The organism is Streptomyces sp. Je 1-4 4N24, from assembly GCF_026239515.1.
In the GTDB taxonomy this organism is placed as follows: Bacteria; Actinomycetota; Actinomycetes; order Streptomycetales; family Streptomycetaceae; genus Streptomyces; species Streptomyces nigrescens.
The window spans coordinates 2,435,310-2,453,166 of the sequence record NZ_CP110836.1; the positions used below are offsets into that span (position 1 = coordinate 2,435,310).

The following is a 17,857-nucleotide window of genomic DNA, read 5'->3' on the forward strand; positions in this document are numbered from 1 at the left end:
CTCAGAAGTCGAAGCCGAGTTGGCCACCGGCTTGCAGAGCGGCTGCTTCGGGGGTGATGCGCACCTTCTTCAGATGCCGCCACCGGGGCAGGGCGTCCATGTAGGACCACGACACTCGGTGGTGCGGCGTAGGACCGTACTCCTCCAGGGCGATGCGATGGGTCGGCGAGGGGTAACCGGCGTTTGCCGCAAAGTCGAAGTCGGCGTATGCCAGGCCCAGTTCGGTCATCATCGCGTCGCGTCGCACCTTGGCGATCACGGACGCGGCGGCAACCGCGATACAGGACTGGTCGCCCTTGATGACCGTGCGGACCCGCCATGGCGCGCCCAGGTAGTCGTGCTTGCCGTCGAGGATGATCGCGTCCGGCCGGACCGGCAGCGCCTCCAGGGCGCGTACGGCCGCGAGCCGCAGGGCAGCGGTCATGCCCAGCTCGTCGATCTCCTCCGGTGAGGAGTGCCCCAGGGCATACGACGTGACCCACTCGCCGAGCACATCGCACAGTTCGGTGCGGCGCTTGGGGGTCAGCAGCTTGGAATCGGTGAGTCCGTCGGGCGGCCGGCGCAGACCGGTGATGGCTGCGCAAACGCTGACCGGACCGGCCCACGCTCCGCGTCCGACCTCGTCGATACCTACAACGATCTTGGCGCCCGTCGTGGCGCGCAATGATCGCTCGACGGAATGTGTGGGGGGCTCGTACGGCATGGCGCCAGCCAGGTTACGCCTATTCGGCCCAGCCGTCCGCATCGGATCCGAACCTGGCGGCAAACGGCGTCGGCGACCGTGTGAGCGGGACCGGACGGTGCCGCTACCGGCGGGTATGCCGAAGCGGGCGCGGGTGGGCCGGAGCCGGTAGCGGACGCCGCTGTTCCGTTGACTCACGCGCCCCCGCACGGAGCCGAAGTCACCGCTCGGCGCCGCCTGTTGGAGGGCGCCGGAGCGCACGGAAGCGGGCGCGGACGACCGGCTCGCGACAGGTGAGGAGAGCAAGGGGTGGAGCGGTACGGCGGTGATCAGTCGGCGAGGGCCGGGGACCACGACGGGAGGGGCTCGGTGCCGTCCAGCCACGCCTCGGGCGGGGCACCGGCGCGTCCGGCGGCGGCGACGATGCCACCGACGATGGCGCAGGTGGTGTCGACGTCACCGCCCGCCTGCACCGTGGTCCAGAACGCCTGCTCGTAGTTGCCGAGATGCTGGGCGGCGGCCCACAGGGCGAACGGCACGGTGTCGTGGGCGCTGGTGCGTCGTCCGCAGCCCAGGACGGCGGCGACGGTGCCGGAGTCGGCGTAGTCGAGCATGTCGCGGGCCCGGCGCAGCCCTGCCTCTACGGCGCTGCGCGGGATCAGCTCCAGCACCCCGTCGAGCAGCTTCTCGGGGCCGGTGTCGCGGGTCGGGTCGGCCACCAGGGCGGCCGCGGCGGCGACGGCCATGGCGCCGACGACGGCCTCGCGGTGCTGGTGGGTGGTGTAGGCGGAGATCTCCGCCTGGTGGGTGGCCTGCTCGGGGTCGTCGGCGTACCAGGCGCCGAGGGGAGCGATGCGCATCGCGGCTCCGTTGCCCCACGAGCCCTGGCCGTTGAAGAGCCCGGACGCCAGCTCACGCCAGTCGCCGCCCTCGCGGATCAGCCGCAGCATGCGGTTGACGGCCGGCCCGTAGCCACGGTCGAAGTCGTGGTGGTCGGCGAAGGAGCGGGCCAGGGCGTCCTGGTCGATCCGTCCGTGGGTGGTGAGGACGGTCAGGACGGAGCAGGCCATCTCGGTGTCGTCGGTCCACTGCCAGGGGGCGGGAGGCAGCTCACGGCGCTTGAGGGAGGGGTAGTTCGCGGGGACGAAGAACTGAGATCCGAGGGCATCACCCACGGACAGTCCGCGCAGGCTCGCCAGAGCCCGCTCACAGCGGTCTGCGTCACGGTGGTCGAGGGTCATCGGTGTGCACTCTAACCGGTGGCCCCATAAGGCACGGGTTCACACCAGCGCTCGAAGGGCCGGTCGAGGGTGTAGCGGCCGTCCGGGCCGAGCAGCAGGGTGCGCCATTCCGCGTTGCCGGGGTTGGACAGCGACTCGAAGTCGGCCACCGTCCAGTGGAACCAGCGCATACAGAACAGCCGCATGGTGAGCCCGTGCGTGACGATCAGGACGTTCGGCGGGTGGTGGGGGTCCTCGAAGCTGCGCCACAGGCTCTCCAGGAACGCCCCGACCCGGTCGTAGACGTCGGCTCCGGACTCCCCCTGGGCGAAGCGGTAGAAGAAGTGGCCGTAGGCATCCCGGTAGGCCTTCTGCCGTCGTACGTCCTCGCGGTCCTGCCAGTTGCCCCAGTCCTGCTCGCGCAGCCGGGGTTCCTCGCGCACCCGGACCCTGGCCGGGTCGAGGCGGAGTTCGCGGAAGGTCTGGTGGGTGCGGCGGTACGGGGAGACGTAGGCGGAGACCCGCTCGTCGCCGAACATCTCGCGTACCGCGGCGCCGGCGTCCGCCGCCTGCCGCAGCCCGGACCTGGTAAGAGCGAGCGCATGATCGGGTTCCCGCTCGTACACGGTGTCGTCGACATTCCCCTCCGACTCTCCATGGCGGATGAGAACGATGCGTCGGGGCCGAGCCATGCCGCCAGCCTAGATCGGGTGCCCTGTACATGTCGCACGCTGCCGCGGTCGCAGCTCTGTCGCACATCCGTCCGTTGTCCTTCCCGTCTCCTTCTGCGCGCTTCTGCGCGTTGGTGCGGTCCGGGTGCCAGGGGGCATGGCCGTGGGCCCGTAGCTGTCGGGTATCCATGGCCGGGCCCTGCGGTGGTCTCGACACCCGGGGAAGCGGCCTGGTGGATGCCACGCCGGGCCGTAGGGGCGTACCGGCCGATGGTCGCCGGTCAGTGGGCCGACAGGGCCGGGCGGCCGTCGCATATCTCGTAGGAACGGCCGCTGAAGCGCCGCCGCAGCAGACGGTCGTGGGAGACGACGACCAGCGCGCCGGGCCATGCCGACAGCGCGTCTTCGAGCTCTTCGACGAGGCCGAGCGCCAGGTGGTTGGTCGGTTCATCGAGCAGCAGCAGGTCCGCCGGGCGGGCCAGCAGCCGGGCCAGCGCGAGCCGGCGCCGCTGACCTGCGGAAAGCGCCCCGACGGGCACATGGAGGTCGCGCTCGCGGAACAGGCCGAACGACAGCAGCAGGGCGGTGAGCTCCTCCACATCCCCGGCCAGCCCGCGGCGGAACACCGTAAGCAGCGGTTCGGCGGGACGGGAGACCGGTATTTCCTGCGCGAGGAAGCCGATCCGCCCTCGGCGCAGCACCGTGCCGCGGTCCGGTGTGGTGAGCCCCGCCAGAACCCGGAGCAGCGTGGTCTTGCCGGCGCCGTTGGCGCCGTGGATCAGCAGGCGTTCACCGGCGGCGACGGTGAGGGAGTCCACCGCGAGCCGGTCCTCCACCCGCACGCCGTCGAGCCGCACGAGGGTGCCCTCGGCCTCGCCGACGTCCGGCGCGGCACGGAACCGGAGCGGATCGGGCGGTCTGGGGACGGGATTCTCCCGGAGCCGGCGCAGCCGCTCCTGGGCGTTGCGCACCCGGCTGGACACGGATGCCTGGACGCGGCCCCTGTCCCGGTCGTACGCCATCTTGTTGCCGTCCTTCATGGGCCGGCCCCGGGCGACGCTCCGCGCCGCGCCCCCGGCGAAGTCGGTGAGCTGCGTGATCTGTTCGCACCACTGGGCATGGTCCTGCTCCCAGCGCCGGCGGGCCGCGTCCTTGGCCGTGATGAAGGTGCCGTATCCGCCGCCGTAGCGGACCAGGCTCCGGCGGTCGGCGTCGACCTCGACGAGGGCGGTAGCGATGCGCTGGAGGAAGAGCCGGTCGTGCGAGACGGTGAGGACCGTGCCCCGGTGGGCGAGCAGGGCGCCTTCCAGCCAGTCGAGGGCGGTGGCATCGAGGTGGTTGGTGGGCTCGTCGAGCAGCATGATCTCGGGTGCCGCGGCGATCAGGCAGGCAATCCCCAGCCGGGCCTGCTCGCCGCCGGAGAGGCTGCCGAGCCGTCGGTCGTGGCCCAGCCGCGCCAGCCCCAGGGCGTGCAGTGCCCGGTCGACGCGGGCGTCGGCTTCGTAGCCGCCGCGCAGCTCGAAGACGGTGAGCAGATCGCCGTACTCCTCCAGGCCGGCGGGCGTGGCCCGGTCGAGTTCGCGCTCCAGCGACCGGAGCCGGCGCTCCATCTCCCTGTGCTCCGCCAGCGCGGCGTCGATCGCGTCCTGGACGGTGCGGTCCGGCGGCAGGTCAGGGGTCTGACCGAGGTAGCCGACGCCGCCGTCGGCCCGGAGCACCACCTGGCCTTCGTCAGGCCGCTCGGCGCCTGCGAGGATGCGCAGCAGCGTCGACTTCCCGGCGCCGTTCTCCCCCACGATCCCGACGCGCTCGCCGGGGCGCACCGACAGGGAGACGCCGTCGAGCAGCGGGCGGTCGCCGTAGGACTTGGTGATGTCGTGCAAGGAAATCTGAGTGGGCAATCATCCCCCCGAGGTAAATGCAACCCTCGTTGCATTACGATGATGATGACAGACGGAGTCCGCTAATGCAACTGGAGTCGCAATTGCCCGAGCAGACGGCGCCCGGCAACGGCCGCGAGAGCGGCGGCCCCGCACCCACCCCCGGCACCCGGCGCCCCGGCGGCCGCACCGCCCGCACCCGCGCCGCCGTCCGCGACGCCGTACTGGCCGGCCTCACCGAGCACGGCTATCCCGGCCTGACCGTCGAATACGTCGCCGCCCACTCCGGCGTGCACAAGACGACGCTCTACCGGCGCTGGAAGGACATCGAGGGCCTGGTGGCGGACGCCCTGGACCTTGCGGGGGAGGACAGCTGGGTCCCGCCCGACACCGGGTCCCTGGAGGGCGATCTGCGCGCCCTGGCCCAGGAGGTCGTCACCTCGTTCACGGACCCGGCAGTGGCGGCGTCGGGCTCCGCGATGATCGCCGCCGCCTTCCAGTCGGAGCGGGCGGCCGAAGCCCTGCGCGACTACTACATCGAGCGGTTCGCGCGCTGCGAGGCCCTCGTCGAACGCGCTGTCCGGCGCGGGGAGTTGCCCGCGCCCCCGGACGCTGCGCCGGAAACCCCGGCGGACACCGCCTCCGACGCCACTTCGCACCGCGGCATCGACGCCGGAGCGCTCGTCCGCTCCGTCTCCGCGCCGCTGTTCTTCCGCCTGTTCATCACCCGGGAGCCGGTCGACGACACCGTCGCCGAGCAGGCCGTGGCGGCAACTCTGGCGGCCGCCCGCGCCGGGGCGTTCACGGCCGTCGGCAAGGCCGGGGCATCCCCCGGAGCGGCCCGCTGACCGCGCCGCCCCTCACACCGTCCACGACGGTTCGAGCTGCACCACGTCGCCCGCGATCGCCCGGACATCCGCGGCTATCTGGGCGCGCAGCGCCAGCCGCTCCACCCGCTCGGGCCGGTACTTCCCCCGCTCCGCCGCCGACTGCCACATCGACAGCACCAGGAACTCCTCCCCCGGAGCCCGCCCCAGCATCCCTCGCAGCATGCCCGGCGAGCCCGCCATCGCCGGGTTCCAGACCTTCTCCTGCATCAGCTTGAAGTGATCCACCCGCTCCTGGCGCACCTGGCAGTGCGCCAGCCGCAGGACGTCCACATCACCGAAGGACGGGCGGAAGCCCACCTTCACATCAAACTCGTGCTCGAAGAGCCGGACCTGGGCGTCCTTGTACGTGCCGACCTGGGCGGCCGCCAGCCGGTCGTGCGAGCGCGCCATGAAGGAGTCGTAGAACGCCCGGCTCTCCCAGAAGGCGACCAGATGCGCGACGCCCGGCCGCCCCCGGCTCCACCCCCCGCCCTGCCCTCGGAACCCCGGCTCACCCAGCAGCCCCGCCCATTTCCGCTGCCCCCGCTCGAACCCTCGACGGTCCACAACGGTGAGGCGAATCCACTTGACCAGCACCGCGCCATCGTACGGCCCCAGCATGGACCGGGATCACTGCGCGTCACATTCCCACCACCCCGAACTTCCTTACGGACGCGGATCGATGGGCGTGCAGACCCCGAGCCGCCGTTCCACCGCCTCGGCCGCCTCCAGGCACAGATCCTCCCGGTAGGAGCGCCCGATCAGTTGCACTCCGTACGGGAGCCCGTCCACCAACCCCGTGGGCACGGCCACCGCGGGCACGCCGACGAAACTGGTCGCGGTACACAGCCGCAGTGCGTTCTGCACCTGCTGATAGCTCCCCTCATCCCGCACCTCCTCCCCCGGCGCGAACGGCGGATCGGTGAACACCGGCCCCAGGACCAGCGGATACTCGTCCAGAAAGGCCGCCCAGTCCCGCTGGATCCCCATCCGCACCCCGGTCAGCCGCAGATACTCCGGCAGCTCCACGGGGGCCGACCTCGCCATCCCCCACTCGACATAGCGATGCCCGCCCTCCCCGAGCAACGGCTTGACGGCCGGCCAGGTGGTGGCGAATTCCGTGAGCGTCATCCGGCCGTAGGCGTCAAGCGCATCGTCCAGCCGCGGCACGTCCGCCACTTCGCTCACCTGGTACCCCGCGTCCCGCAGCGCGTCCGCAGCGCCCTCCACGGCCCGGCGCACCACGGGGTGCACGCCGCGGCCTCCGGGGTCCGTCACCATCGCCACCTTGAGGGGACGCCCCAGCGGCGTCCCATAGGGCGGCACCGGCACGGCCCGCGGGTCGCGCGGATCCGCCCCGGCCAGCACCTCGTACGCGAGCCGCAGATCATCGACCGTACGGGCCAACGGGCCGTCGACCACGAGGAACTGGGCGGCGAGCGAGGGGTCGTCCGGCCCGATACGGTGATCGGCGGCGAACCGCCCGTAGGTCGGCTTCAGACCCGCGACGCCGCAGAAGGCCGCGGGAATGCGCACCGAACCTCCGGAGTCGTTGCCGAGTCCGAGCGGGGCCATACCGCTCGCCACGGCCGCTCCGTCGCCGCCACTGCTGCCGCCCGGCGTCACCGCGGCACTCCAGGGGTTCACGGTGTCCCCGAACAGCTCGCTGCGGGAATGGATGCCGGCCAGGATGAGCGTCGGCATGTTGCTGTGTCCGACGGGGATGCCGCCCGCCGCGCGCAGACGCGCCACCGGGGGCGCATCGGAGCGCGCGACAAAGTCACGGAAGCGCTCCGCGCCGTAGGTCGTCGGCACACCTTCGATGGCCGTGGTCTCCTTGACGGTGAACGGCACACCGGCCAGCGGCCCCGGCTCCGCGCCCGCCGCACGCCGACGGTCGACCTCCGCCGCCTCGCCCCGCGCCCGCTCGGCGAGCAGCTGGGTGACGGCGTTGACGGCCGGGTTGACCTCGGCGATCCGCTCCAGATGCGCCTCGACCAGCTCCACCGCCGACACCTCGCCGGTACGTACCGCCGCCGCCTGGGCGCGGGCCGTCATCTTCCACAGCGCGTTGCGCATGTCCTCCCCATTTCATGGCCCGGCCTGCCCTCCTGGGCCGCTCAGACCGTCTCCCGAACGTTCCGATGCACTTGCATCGCTTCGGCATCGTAACCTTGTCACCGATACACACGCATCGAATAACCGGAGTACGAGGTATGCCCAAGCAGGTCGACCACGAGAGCCGGCGCCGGCAGATCGCCGAGGCGGTGTGCCAACTCGCCGACGAGAGCGGCCTGGAGGGCGTCACGCTCCGCGACGTAGCGGCCCGCGCGCAGGTGTCCATGGGCGCCGTCCAGCGCTGCTTCGGCACCAAGGAGGAGATGCTGGTCTTCGCGCTCGGCCACATCGGCGAACGGGTCACCGCGCGGGTGTCGGCCCGGCTCGCCGCCTCACCCGCCCAGTCGGCCCGGACGGCGCTGGGGCACGCCGCGACCGAGGTGTCGCTGCTCCAGGAGGAACATCGCGCCGAAGCACGGGTCTGGCTGGCCTTTGTGGCCCAGGCCGCCGTCAGTCCGCCCCTGGCCAAAATTCTGCGCACCAACTACGCCGGTCTGCAGACGGTGTTCGCGCAGCTGATCGCCGAGGCGTCCGACACCGCCGACCCGGACCGTGCGGCCCGCACCCTCCTCGCCCTTGCCGACGGTCTCACCACCCATGTGCTGATCGGCCACCTCTCCCCCGCCGATGCACTGGACGTACTGGACGGCCAGCTCAACCGCCTCTGGGACGAGCGGACAAGCTGAACCGGCGCCCGTCACCCCCTGACCTGACGGCACTTTTCAGCCACCCCGAGTCGGATACAAACCACGTGTGACCAGGGGCAGTTCACTCCGCCCACGGGGCGTCGGGCGTGGCACGATGGTCAGCCAACGGGAAGCCCCGGGGAGTTGTCCGCGTGGCCGCGCAGGTCGCGCCACGCCCCCGGGAGATGACGGGAGGGAAGTCCGGTGAGCACGCTCAACAAAGGGATCGAGAAGGTCGAGGTAACGCTCAAGTGGGACCCGAGCCCCATCGGGACGCCGGACAATGACCTCGACATCGTCGCGGCGACCTATACGGCCGACGCGCCGCACGGCGAACCGGCCTATCTGGTGCACTTCGACAGCCGGTCTCCCGACGGGACCATCACCCTCAACCGGGACAGCAGGACCGGCCAGGGATTCGGCTTCGACGAGATCATGACGCTGGAGCTGGACCGGCTGGCCGAGAACTACACCCGGGTGATCGTGGGGGTGGCCATCCAGCAGGGCGAGGGCCGCAAGGTCTTCGGCGATATCGCGAACACCGCCGTCCGGATCCGCGAGGGCTACACCGATCTGGTGGAGCACGACTTCACCGAGATCGCAGGGGCGACCGCCGCGACGGTCGCCGAATTCGTCCGGGACGAGGCGGGACAGTGGCGCATCCACCCGGCACTCCGGGGATTCGACACCGACCCGCACGCGTTCACCTCGGAAATGGGCCGCTGACGCACCCCTGGCCGGCGCCCCCGGACGGGCACCACGGCGAAGTTCACGGGCCTGCGCGGGGTGGCAATGCGGAAGAGGGTGCCGACCGGTGGTCGGCACCCTCTCTCACGTGCGGCTCAGCGTCCTCGGCAGATGCTCAGAGGTGCGCCGGACGCCTTCCGGGCGGTGTCAGCTGCAGCCGCTGGTGGACCCGCAGCCCTCGCACAGGTAGCAGCTGCCGGCCCGCTGCATCTTCGTCCCGCAGGAGAAGCACAGGGGAGCGTCGGCGTTGATGCCCAGCTGCATCTCGACGAGTTCGGCGTTGGTGTGCGCCTGCTTGGGGGCCGGGGCGGCGGCGTCCTCGACGATCTTCACCGCCGGGGTGGACTCCTTCACCGACTCCGTCTGACGGGGCGCCGACTGGGCCAGGCCCTCGACGTCGACCTCGTCCTCGGACGGCTCGTACGAACCGGTCTCCAGGTGGCGCTGGCGCTCCTCGACGGAGTGGATGCCGAGCGCCGAGCGGGTCTCGAACGGCAGGAAGTCCAGCGCCAGGCGGCGGAAGATGTAGTCGACGATCGACTGCGCCATCCGCACGTCCGGGTCGTCCGTCATACCGGCCGGCTCGAAGCGCATGTTGGTGAACTTCGAGACGTAGGTCTCCAGCGGCACGCCGTACTGGAGGCCCACCGACACCGCGATGGAGAAGGCGTCCATCATGCCCGCGAGGGTCGAGCCCTGCTTGGACATCTTCAGGAAGACCTCACCGAGACCGTCGTCCGGGTAGGAGTTGGCGGTCATGTAGCCCTCGGCGCCACCGACCGTGAAGGAGGTGGTGATGCCGGGACGGCCCTTGGGGAGGCGGTTGCGGACCGGGCGGTACTCGACGACCTTCTTCTCGGCGACCGGCTCGGGCTTCTTCTCCTCCTCCTTCTTCTTGGCGGAGAGCGGCTGGCCGACCTTGCAGTTGTCGCGGTAGATCGCCAGCGCCTTCAGGCCGAGCTTCCAGCCCTGGAAGTAGACGTCCTCGATCTCCTCGACGGTGGCGGTCTCGGGGACGTTGACCGTCTTGGAGATCGCGCCGGAGAGGAAGGGCTGCGCCGCGGCCATCATGCGGACGTGGCCCATCGGGGAGATGGCACGCTCGCCCATGGCGCAGTCGAAGACCTCGTAGTGCGCCGGCTTGAGGCCGGGGGCGTCGACGACATTGCCGTGGTCGGCGATGTGGGCGACGATCGCCTCGACCTGCTCCGGCTGGTAGCCGAGCCGCTTGAGCGCCTTGGGGACCGTGTTGTTCACGATCTGCATGGAGCCGCCGCCGACCAGCTTCTTGAACTTGACCAGCGCCAGGTCCGGCTCGACGCCCGTGGTGTCGCAGTCCATCATCAGGCCGATGGTGCCGGTCGGGGCCAGCACGGAGGCCTGCGCGTTGCGGAAGCCGTTCTTCTCGCCGAGGCGCAGGACGTCCTGCCAGGCCTCGGTGGCCGCCGCCCACACCGGGTTGTCCAGGTCGTCCATGCGCACCGCGGCACCGTTGGCGTCGGAGTGCTGCTTCATGACGCGCTTGTGGGCGTCGGCGTTCCGGGCGTAGCCGTCGTACGGGCCGACGACCGCGGCGAGTTCCGCCGAGCGCTTGTAGGAGGTGCCCGTCATCAGGGAGGTGATGGCACCGGCCAGCGCGCGGCCGCCGTCCGAGTCGTAGGCGTGGCCGGTGGCCATCAGCAGGGCGCCGAGGTTGGCGTAGCCGATGCCCAGCTGGCGGTAGGCGCGGGTGGTCTCGCCGATCTTCTGGGTCGGGAAGTCGGCGAAGCAGATGGAGATGTCCATCGCGGTGATGACCAGCTCGACGACCTTGGCGAAGCGCTCGGCGTCGAAGGACTGGTTGCCCAGGTCGTCGTCGCGCAGGAACTTCAGGAGGTTGAGCGAGGCGAGGTTGCACGAGGAGTTGTCCAGGTGCATGTACTCGCTGCAGGGGTTGGACGCGGTGATCCGGCCCGACTCCGGCGAGGTGTGCCAGTGGTTGATGGTGTCGTCGTACTGGATACCGGGGTCGGCGCACGCCCAGGCGGCCTCCGCCATCTTGCGGAAGAGCCCCTTGGCGTCGACCTCCTCGATGACCTCACCGGTCATCCGGCCGCGCAGCCCGAACTTCGAGCCGGTCTCGACGGCCTTCATGAACTCGTCGTTGACGCGGACCGAGTTGTTGGCGTTCTGGTACTGGACGGACGTGATGTCGTCACCGCCCAGGTCCATGTCGAAGCCCGCGTCGCGCAGCGCGCGGATCTTCTCCTCCTCCTTCACCTTGGTCTCGATGAAGGCCTCGACGTCGGGGTGGTCCACGTCCAGGACGACCATCTTGGCCGCACGGCGAGTGGCGCCGCCCGACTTGATCGTTCCGGCGGACGCGTCGGCGCCGCGCATGAAGGAGACCGGGCCGGAGGCGTTGCCGCCGGAGGAGAGCAGCTCCTTGGAGGAGCGGATGCGGGAGAGGTTCAGGCCGGCGCCGGAGCCGCCCTTGAAGATCATCCCCTCTTCCTTGTACCAGTCGAGGATCGACTCCATGGAGTCGTCGACGGAGAGGATGAAGCAGGCGCTGACCTGCTGCGGCTGCTGGGTGCCGACGTTGAACCACACCGGCGAGTTGAAGCTGAAGACCTGGTGGAGCAGGGCGTACGCCAGCTCGTGCTCGAAGATCTCGGCGTCCGCCGGGGAGGCGAAGTAACCGTTCTCCTCTCCGCTCTTCCGGTAGGTCTTGACCACGCGGTCGATGAGCTGCTTGAGGCTCGCCTCGCGGGTCGGGGAACCCACCGCGCCACGGAAGTACTTGCTCGTGACGATGTTGACCGCGTTCACCGACCAGAAGTCGGGGAACTCGACGCCACGCTGCTCGAAGTTGACCGAGCCGTCGCGCCAGTTGGTCATGACGACGTCACGAGACGCCCACTCCACCTCGTCGTACGGATGCACGCCGGGTGTGGTGTGAATGCGCTCGATACGCAGACCCTTGCTCGCCTTGCTGCCCTTGGCGCGGGAGCCTCGTGCCGGGCCGCTCGTCGTCTCTGTCATGCCGCCTCCCTGTATACGGGCAAACGCCCATATGTGCGCACGCATTCCGTGGCACGGTGTATGTCTTTCTGATACCGGGACGCCCTGCTCTCGCCCCGACACAGGTCCTGGATGCGCGCCGAGCTCAGTCGGCGGCGGTGGCGGGGACGGGGACGGCCGGTCCGCCGGCCTCCCCATCGGTCCCGCATTCCTGCCCGGGCGGCCCCTGCTCGCGCTGCTCCCGCAGCTCGGCGATGGCCGCCTCGAAGTCCTCAAGCGAATCGAAGGCCCGGTAAACGGACGCGAAGCGCAGGTACGCGACCAGGTCGAGTTCCTGCAGCGGCCCCAGTATGGCGAGCCCCACGTCATGGGTGGACAGCTCGGCACTGCCGGTGGCACGCACCGCCTCCTCGACCCGCTGGCCGAGCTTGGCGAGGGCGTCCTCGGTGACCGGGCGCCCCTGGCACGCCTTGCGCACCCCCGCGATGACCTTGTTGCGGCTGAAGGGCTCGGTGACCCCGCTCCGCTTGATCACCATCAGTGACGCCGTCTCGATGGTGGTGAAACGGCGGGAGCAGTCGGGGCACTGGCGTCGCCGGCGGATCGCCGTCCCGTCATCGGTGGTGCGGCTGTCGACGACCCGGCTGTCCGGGTGCCTGCAGAAGGGGCAGTGCATGACTCTCCACCCTCCTCACCCTTTGATATACGGACGTACGTACGCCATCGGGCCCGGCGTACGGCGACAGACCTGCAGCCGGTCCGTACGGGCCCTTCGGAGCAGCCACCAGCATAGGCGATTCCCAGCCCCTGAGGGACCAGGCACCACAACTTCTGGGCGACCGAACGCATTCAACCACTAGATGTGGTGTCGGCCCGCTTACATCTGCCTACCGCGTGTCGCGGCGGAGACGGGCCGTGCGGTCGCCCATGAGAGTACGGGAAGCCACCCGGCCGGCGGCGCGGTGGGGCCGGGATGACAGAATCGGCCGGGTCGGAACGGCCGGCCGCCGAGGCCTCCGTACGACGACGGCCCGGCCCCCGTCCGCCCGCAAAATCCGGGCGGACGCGTGCGGCCCAGGACCCGAAATACCGCTCGGCCATACACCCAGCCACTTGATCCGGGTAGGCAATCAGCGAATATTTCACTCGAACGTGTGTTTGGCGCAACCTTTCGAAAGCAACTACCGTTGGCTAACTAGGGAGAACATTTCGAGAGGGGCCGACGTGACCACCACCGCAGACAGCGCGACCATCACTGCACAAAGCCACTCCCAGAGCCGGTTCGAGCACCCGCAGAAGGTACAGCGGCCGATGGACGACGCCACGTTGGACTCCGAAGAGCAGAAGCCCGCCCGCGCACTGCCCGGCCGGCCCCCAGGGATCCGGGCCGACAGCTCCGGGCTCACCGACCGCCAGCGCCGGGTGATCGAAGTGATCCGGGATTCCGTGCAGCGGCGCGGCTACCCGCCGTCCATGCGCGAGATCGGCCAGGCCGTCGGCCTGTCCAGCACCTCCTCCGTCGCCCACCAGCTCATGGCGCTCGAGCGCAAGGGCTTCCTGCGGCGCGACCCGCACCGCCCCCGGGCGTACGAGGTCCGCGGTTCGGACCAGGCCAGCACCGCCGCGACGGAGACCGCGGGCAAGCCCGCCGCGTCCTACGTCCCGCTGGTCGGCCGGATCGCCGCCGGCGGTCCGATCCTCGCGGAGGAGTCGGTCGAGGACGTCTTCCCGCTCCCCCGCCAGCTCGTCGGCGACGGCGAACTGTTCGTACTGAAGGTCGTCGGCGACTCCATGATCGAAGCCGCCATCTGCGACGGCGACTGGGTCACCGTCCGCCGCCAGCCGGTCGCCGAGAACGGTGACATCGTCGCCGCCATGCTGGACGGCGAGGCCACCGTCAAGCGCTTCAAGCGCGAGGACGGCCATGTGTGGCTGCTGCCGCACAACTCCGCGTACCAGCCGATCCCCGGTGACGAGGCGACCATCCTCGGCAAGGTGGTGGCGGTACTGCGCCGCGTCTGACCCACCCCTCACGGCCGAGCCCCGGAACCACTGCGCCGGTTCCGGGGCTCTGTGTTGTGCTCCGCGGCCAGGGCCTGTCCGGACGTGATCCGGACAGGCCTTAGTTCTCCGCCGTTTTCGCCGCTGCGTCGATCGCCGCCAACGACCGGCGGACCTGGTTGCGGTCCGTCGTGTACCAGAACTCCGGCATGGACTTGCGGAGGAAGGAGCCGTAGCGGGCCCGCTCCACCCGGGGGTCGAGGACCGCGACCACACCGCGGTCGCCGGTGGCGCGGACCAGACGGCCGGCGCCCTGGGCCATCAGCAGAGCCGCATGGGTCGCCGCCACCGCCATGAAGCCATTGCCGCCGCCTTCCTCCACGGCCTTCTGCCGGGCGCTCATCAGCGGGTCGTCCGGACGCGGGAACGGCACCCGGTCCATCACCACCAGCTGGCAGTTCGCCCCCGGCACATCGACGCCCTGCCAGAGGGAAAGGGTGCCGAACAGACAGGTACGCGCATCCTCGGCAAAGGCGCGGATCAGCTCGCCGAGGGTCTCCTCACCCTGGAGCAGGATCGGCACGTCCAGACGGCCGCGCAGCTCCTCCGCGGCGGCCTGGGCGGCGCGCATGGAGGAGAAGAGGCCGAGAGTGCGGCCGCCCGCCGCCTCGATCAGCTCGGTGAGCTCATCGAGCATGTCCGTACGGCTGCCCTCCCGGCCCGGCTGGGCCAGATGCTTGGCGACGTACAGGATGCCCTGCTTCGAGTAGTCGAAGGGGGAGCCGACATCCAGGCCCTTCCAGGGCGGGACGTCCTCGCCCTCGGTGCCCTCGGGGGCCAGGCCCAGGGAGGCGGCGACCCCGTTGAAGTCGCCGCCCAGCTTGAGGGTCGCGGAGGTGAGGGTCACCGAGCGGTCGTCGAAGAGCTTCTCGCGCAGCAGGCCCGAGACGGACAGCGGAGCCACCCGGAGGGACGCGCCGAAGCGGTCATGGCGCTCGTACCAGACGACGTCGTACTCGGAGCCGTTGGCGATGCGCTCGGCGACGGCATGGACGTTCTCCACCGCGGCGAGGGCCTGCTTGCGGACGGCGTCCTCGTCCTGGACCGACTTGTCGCGGGTCGAGCCGAGCGCCGAGATGACCGTACGGGCCGCGTCCCGCAGCGCCATCAGGCAGTAGCCGAGATCTTCGGGGATCTCCTCGAGGCGGCCGGGCAGGGCCAGCTCCATGAGGCGCTCGAAGGTCTCCGACGCCGTCTGGAGCTGGTCGGCGGCCTTTTCGTTGACGAGCTTGGCGGCCCGGCGGACGGCGCGGTTGACCTGGCCGGGCGTGAGCTCGCCGGTGGCGACGCCGGTGACCCGGGAGACCAGCTCATGGGCCTCGTCGATGATCAGGACCTCGTGCTGCGGGAGGACCGGAGCGCCCTCGATCGCATCGATGGCGAGCAGCGCATGGTTGGTGACGACCACATCGGCGAGCTTGGCGCGCTCCCTGGCGGCCTCGGCGAAGCACTCCGCCCCGTACGCGCACTTCGAGGCGCCCAGGCACTCCCGGGAGGAGACCGAGACCTGGCCCCAGGCGCGGTCGGAGACCCCGGGGGTCAGCGCGTCGCGGTCGCCGGTCTCGGTCTCGTCCGCCCAGTCGCGCAGCCGCAGCAGGTCCTTGCCGAGCTTGCTGGTCGGCGTCGCCTGCTCGAACACGTCGAAGAGGCCGTCCTCCTCTTCCTGCGGGACGCCCTCATGGAGGCGGTGCAGACACAGGTAGTTCGAGCGGCCCTTGAGCATGGCGAACTCCGGGCGGCGGCGCAGCAGCGGATGCAGGGCCTCGACCGTCCGCGGCAGATCACGCTCCACGAGCTGGCGCTGCAGCGCCAGGGTGGCCGTGGCGACCACCACTCTCTCGCCGTGCGCGAGCGCCGGGACCAGATAGCCGAGGGACTTGCCGGTGCCGGTGCCGGCCTGCACCAGCAGATGGGCCTGTTCGTCCACGGCCTCGGCGACGGCTTCGGCCATCGCCACCTGGCCGGGGCGCTCGGTGCCGCCGACGGCGGTGACGGCGGCGTGGAGCAGATCGGGGAGGGAGGGCTTTGTCATAGCGCTGCAAGCCTACGCGGGACCACTGACAGCCGGGTCCGTCACAGCATGTGGAGCGGATTGGGGACGGTGCCGTGCACGGCCGCGTGCGGGCGGTGGGTGCGGTCCCGGTAGCCATCCACGTGCAGACGGTTGCGGTTCAGACACAGCCGCTCGATCCGCGGGGTGAGCAGGTCGAAGGTCTCGTGCCGCTCCTTGAGGGAGGGGAAACGTTCATGGTGGCGCAGGATCTCCGCCCGTACGAGTGACCAGAACTCGGCCTCGGGCACGCCCAGTTGGTCCGCACACAGCGGCGCGAGGTAGCGGAAGACGCCGACGAAGAGGCCTGAGTGGATGAACTGGGTGAGGAAGGCGGGCGGTTCGGTCAGCAGCACCGCCCGTACGTCGTCCGGCATGGAGTCGTGCTCCGGGAGCGGCCGGGAGCTGGTGTTGACGTCGTCGACGAAGTCCTTGACCGCGAGGCGGGTGGGGACGTCCTGCTCGTCGAAGACGACGATGGCGTTCTCGCCGTGCGGGGAGAAGACCGTGCCGTACCGGTAGAGGAAGTGCAGCAGCGGCGGCAGCAGCGCGGCGAACAGCCGGGCCAGCCAGGCGCGCGGGGCCAGACCCGAGCGGCGCACCAGCTCCGCGGTCAGGGCGCGGCCACGGGGATCGGTCTGCAGCAGCGCGGCCAGCGTGCGGGCGCGTTCGCCGGGGTCCAGATGGCCGGTGACCGGCTCGCGCCAGATACAGCCGAGCAGCTCCTTGAACTGGTACGGGACGCCGGGCAGCCGGTCGTAGAGAGGGTGCTCGACGGTGACGGACGCGGTCTCGCCGAGCAGGATCACCCGGGTCTCGTCGCGCAGATAGGGGTCGGCGTCGCGCAGGCCGTGGACCCAGCGGGTGACGGCGGGCGCGGCGAGGGTGCGTTCGGTGGGAAGACCGCGCCAGACGAGGGTGTTGAGGATGGACAGCGGCAGCTTGACCGTCCGGGCCTCGGGCCGGCTGAGGTTGAGGAAGGTGCGGATCGACTGCTGCGGCAGGCGGAGGTCGTTGTCAGTGGGCAGCGCGATGATGGATCTGTCCGCGAGCTGTGGGGCGAAGAGCGGGGCGATGGTCTCGTCCCATTGCCAGGGGTGCACGGGGAGATAGAGGTAGTCGGCGGGGTCGAGGCCCTGGTCGCTGATGGTGCGGGCGAAGGCGTGCCGGGTGGCGGGGGCGAGTTCCTCGCCGTAGAGACGATCGGGGGTGGCGAGGGTGGGGATACCGCGGTAGTGGGCGATGCTGTGGTGCGCGGCGAGCCAGGGCAGGCGCCGGGCGGTGCGGGCCTCGGGGGCCCAGGTCGCCGCGTCGGTGGCGGAGAAGCCGAGCCTGCCCTTGTTGGCGACGAGCCAGGGGTGGCCGGTCTGGTGGCCTTCGAGGGAGGCGTAGTCCAGGTCGGCGAGTTCGGCGGCGCTGAGCGCGCCGGCGTCGAGGCGGGTGTCGGCGGCGAGGGTGGCGGTCAGCTCGCGGATGAGGTGGCCGGTGGTGTCGCCGGACAGGCCCAGCACGGCGTCGTGGGCATGCGTGAGGAAGTGGAAGGGGTCCGTGTCCGGGGTGATCGAGTCGGGGTCGACGCGCCAGTGGCCGTAGGCGCCGCGTCGGGCGCGGAAGCGGTAGACCAGTGTGTCCGTGACCGGCAGGCGGTATTGCGGGGTGCCGTCGGGGGCGGTGCCGTCGGGCTCGGGAGTGAGGACTTCCTCGTAGGCGAACTCCGCCAGGGTCTTGGCGAACAGTCGGCGCGCGGCGTGCTGCCAGGCGCGGTGCGAAGGCTGGGGCTCAGGAGACAAGGCGGGACTCCTCGAAGCGGGACCGCCCCGGCTCGTACGGGGGACAACCGGGGCAGCGCGGTGGACGGCGGACCGGAGCG

14 protein-coding genes are annotated in these 17,857 nt (G+C 70.7%); 4 read left to right on the plus strand and 10 right to left on the minus strand.

All coding sequences use genetic code 11. The features are described 5' to 3' along the window. Nucleotide 1 precedes the first annotated feature (1 nt). The 4 genes from SLV14N_RS10285 to SLV14N_RS10300 all read right to left on the minus strand — a co-directional run bounded on the left by SLV14N_RS10285 (nt 2) and on the right by SLV14N_RS10300 (nt 4,474). Nucleotides 2-703 carry a ribonuclease HII gene (locus SLV14N_RS10285; RefSeq protein WP_208680675.1) on the minus strand — a complete coding sequence of 234 codons (702 nt, stop codon included), beginning with the start codon at nt 701-703 and terminating at the stop codon, nt 2-4. Between the two features lie 308 nt (nt 704-1,011). Continuing rightward, nucleotides 1,012-1,923: an ADP-ribosylglycohydrolase family protein gene (locus tag SLV14N_RS10290; RefSeq protein WP_263269100.1), complete on the minus strand. Its 912-nt coding sequence runs from the start codon at nt 1,921-1,923 to the stop codon at nt 1,012-1,014. 11 nt (nt 1,924-1,934) lie between these two features. Continuing rightward, on the minus strand, nt 1,935-2,594 hold the full coding sequence (locus SLV14N_RS10295) for a histidine phosphatase family protein (protein ID WP_208680677.1): 660 nt from the start codon (nt 2,592-2,594) through the stop codon (nt 1,935-1,937). A 260-nt stretch (nt 2,595-2,854) separates the two neighbouring features. Next, a complete protein-coding gene (locus SLV14N_RS10300) occupies nt 2,855-4,474 on the minus strand; it encodes an ABC-F family ATP-binding cassette domain-containing protein (protein ID WP_263269101.1) in 1,620 nt (539 codons plus the stop codon). A gap of 65 nt (nt 4,475-4,539) precedes the next feature. Between SLV14N_RS10300 and SLV14N_RS10305 the strand changes: the two genes are divergently transcribed. Next, nucleotides 4,540-5,301 carry a TetR/AcrR family transcriptional regulator gene (locus SLV14N_RS10305; RefSeq protein ID WP_263269103.1) on the plus strand — a complete coding sequence of 254 codons (762 nt, stop codon included), beginning with the start codon at nt 4,540-4,542 and terminating at the stop codon, nt 5,299-5,301. A 12-nt stretch (nt 5,302-5,313) separates the two neighbouring features. Here SLV14N_RS10305 and SLV14N_RS10310 read toward each other — a convergent pair whose 3' ends face one another. Then, entirely contained in the window at nt 5,314-5,919 is a 606-nt protein-coding gene (locus SLV14N_RS10310; protein ID WP_208680680.1) for a YdbC family protein, read from the minus strand. A 69-nt stretch (nt 5,920-5,988) separates the two neighbouring features. Next, nucleotides 5,989-7,401, minus strand: a complete 1,413-nt coding sequence (locus tag SLV14N_RS10315; protein WP_263269104.1) for an amidase — start codon at nt 7,399-7,401, stop codon at nt 5,989-5,991. 137 nt (nt 7,402-7,538) lie between these two features. On the opposite strand from SLV14N_RS10315, the gene SLV14N_RS10320 reads away from it, so the two are divergent. Then, nucleotides 7,539-8,126, plus strand: coding sequence for a TetR/AcrR family transcriptional regulator (locus SLV14N_RS10320; RefSeq protein WP_263269106.1), 588 nt, complete (start codon nt 7,539-7,541; stop codon nt 8,124-8,126). Nucleotides 8,127-8,330: 204 nt separating this feature from the next. After that, nucleotides 8,331-8,852 (plus strand): TerD family protein, encoded by a 522-nt coding sequence (locus SLV14N_RS10325; protein WP_263269108.1) that lies wholly within the window; start codon nt 8,331-8,333, stop codon nt 8,850-8,852. A gap of 168 nt (nt 8,853-9,020) precedes the next feature. Here SLV14N_RS10325 and SLV14N_RS10330 read toward each other — a convergent pair whose 3' ends face one another. After that, nucleotides 9,021-11,897 (minus strand): vitamin B12-dependent ribonucleotide reductase, encoded by a 2,877-nt coding sequence (locus SLV14N_RS10330; protein ID WP_208680684.1) that lies wholly within the window; start codon nt 11,895-11,897, stop codon nt 9,021-9,023. Nucleotides 11,898-12,021: 124 nt separating this feature from the next. Continuing rightward, nucleotides 12,022-12,552 carry a transcriptional regulator NrdR gene (gene nrdR, locus SLV14N_RS10335; protein WP_018092899.1) on the minus strand — a complete coding sequence of 177 codons (531 nt, stop codon included), beginning with the start codon at nt 12,550-12,552 and terminating at the stop codon, nt 12,022-12,024. 548 nt (nt 12,553-13,100) lie between these two features. Between nrdR and lexA the strand changes: the two genes are divergently transcribed. After that, entirely contained in the window at nt 13,101-13,898 is a 798-nt protein-coding gene (gene lexA / locus SLV14N_RS10340; protein ID WP_208680685.1) for a transcriptional repressor LexA, read from the plus strand. 100 nt (nt 13,899-13,998) lie between these two features. On the opposite strand, the gene SLV14N_RS10345 is transcribed toward lexA, so the two are convergent. Together SLV14N_RS10345 and SLV14N_RS10350 are read right to left on the minus strand one after the other, a co-directional pair. Beyond that, a complete protein-coding gene (locus SLV14N_RS10345; protein WP_208680686.1) occupies nt 13,999-15,969 on the minus strand; it encodes an ATP-dependent DNA helicase in 1,971 nt (656 codons plus the stop codon). A gap of 41 nt (nt 15,970-16,010) precedes the next feature. Beyond that, nucleotides 16,011-17,777 (minus strand): IucA/IucC family siderophore biosynthesis protein, encoded by a 1,767-nt coding sequence (locus tag SLV14N_RS10350; protein ID WP_208680687.1) that lies wholly within the window; start codon nt 17,775-17,777, stop codon nt 16,011-16,013. Nucleotides 17,778-17,857: the final 80 nt, after the last annotated feature.

Excerpts from the sequence above, each read along its gene's own strand:
- SLV14N_RS10290 (WP_263269100.1), bottom strand. The coding sequence starts at position 1,923 with ATGACCCTCGACCACCGTGACGCAGACCGCTGTGAGCGGGCTCTGGCG.
- SLV14N_RS10320 (WP_263269106.1), top strand. The coding sequence starts at position 7,539 with ATGCCCAAGCAGGTCGACCACGAGAGCCGGCGCCGGCAGATCGCCGAG.
- SLV14N_RS10330 (WP_208680684.1), bottom strand. The coding sequence starts at position 11,897 with ATGACAGAGACGACGAGCGGCCCGGCACGAGGCTCCCGCGCCAAGGGC.
- SLV14N_RS10315 (WP_263269104.1), bottom strand. The coding sequence starts at position 7,401 with ATGCGCAACGCGCTGTGGAAGATGACGGCCCGCGCCCAGGCGGCGGCG.
- nrdR (WP_018092899.1), bottom strand. The coding sequence starts at position 12,552 with ATGCACTGCCCCTTCTGCAGGCACCCGGACAGCCGGGTCGTCGACAGC.
- SLV14N_RS10305 (WP_263269103.1), top strand. The coding sequence starts at position 4,540 with ATGCAACTGGAGTCGCAATTGCCCGAGCAGACGGCGCCCGGCAACGGC.
- SLV14N_RS10345 (WP_208680686.1), bottom strand. The coding sequence starts at position 15,969 with ATGACAAAGCCCTCCCTCCCCGATCTGCTCCACGCCGCCGTCACCGCC.
- SLV14N_RS10285 (WP_208680675.1), bottom strand. The coding sequence starts at position 703 with ATGCCGTACGAGCCCCCCACACATTCCGTCGAGCGATCATTGCGCGCC.
- SLV14N_RS10295 (WP_208680677.1), bottom strand. The coding sequence starts at position 2,594 with ATGGCTCGGCCCCGACGCATCGTTCTCATCCGCCATGGAGAGTCGGAG.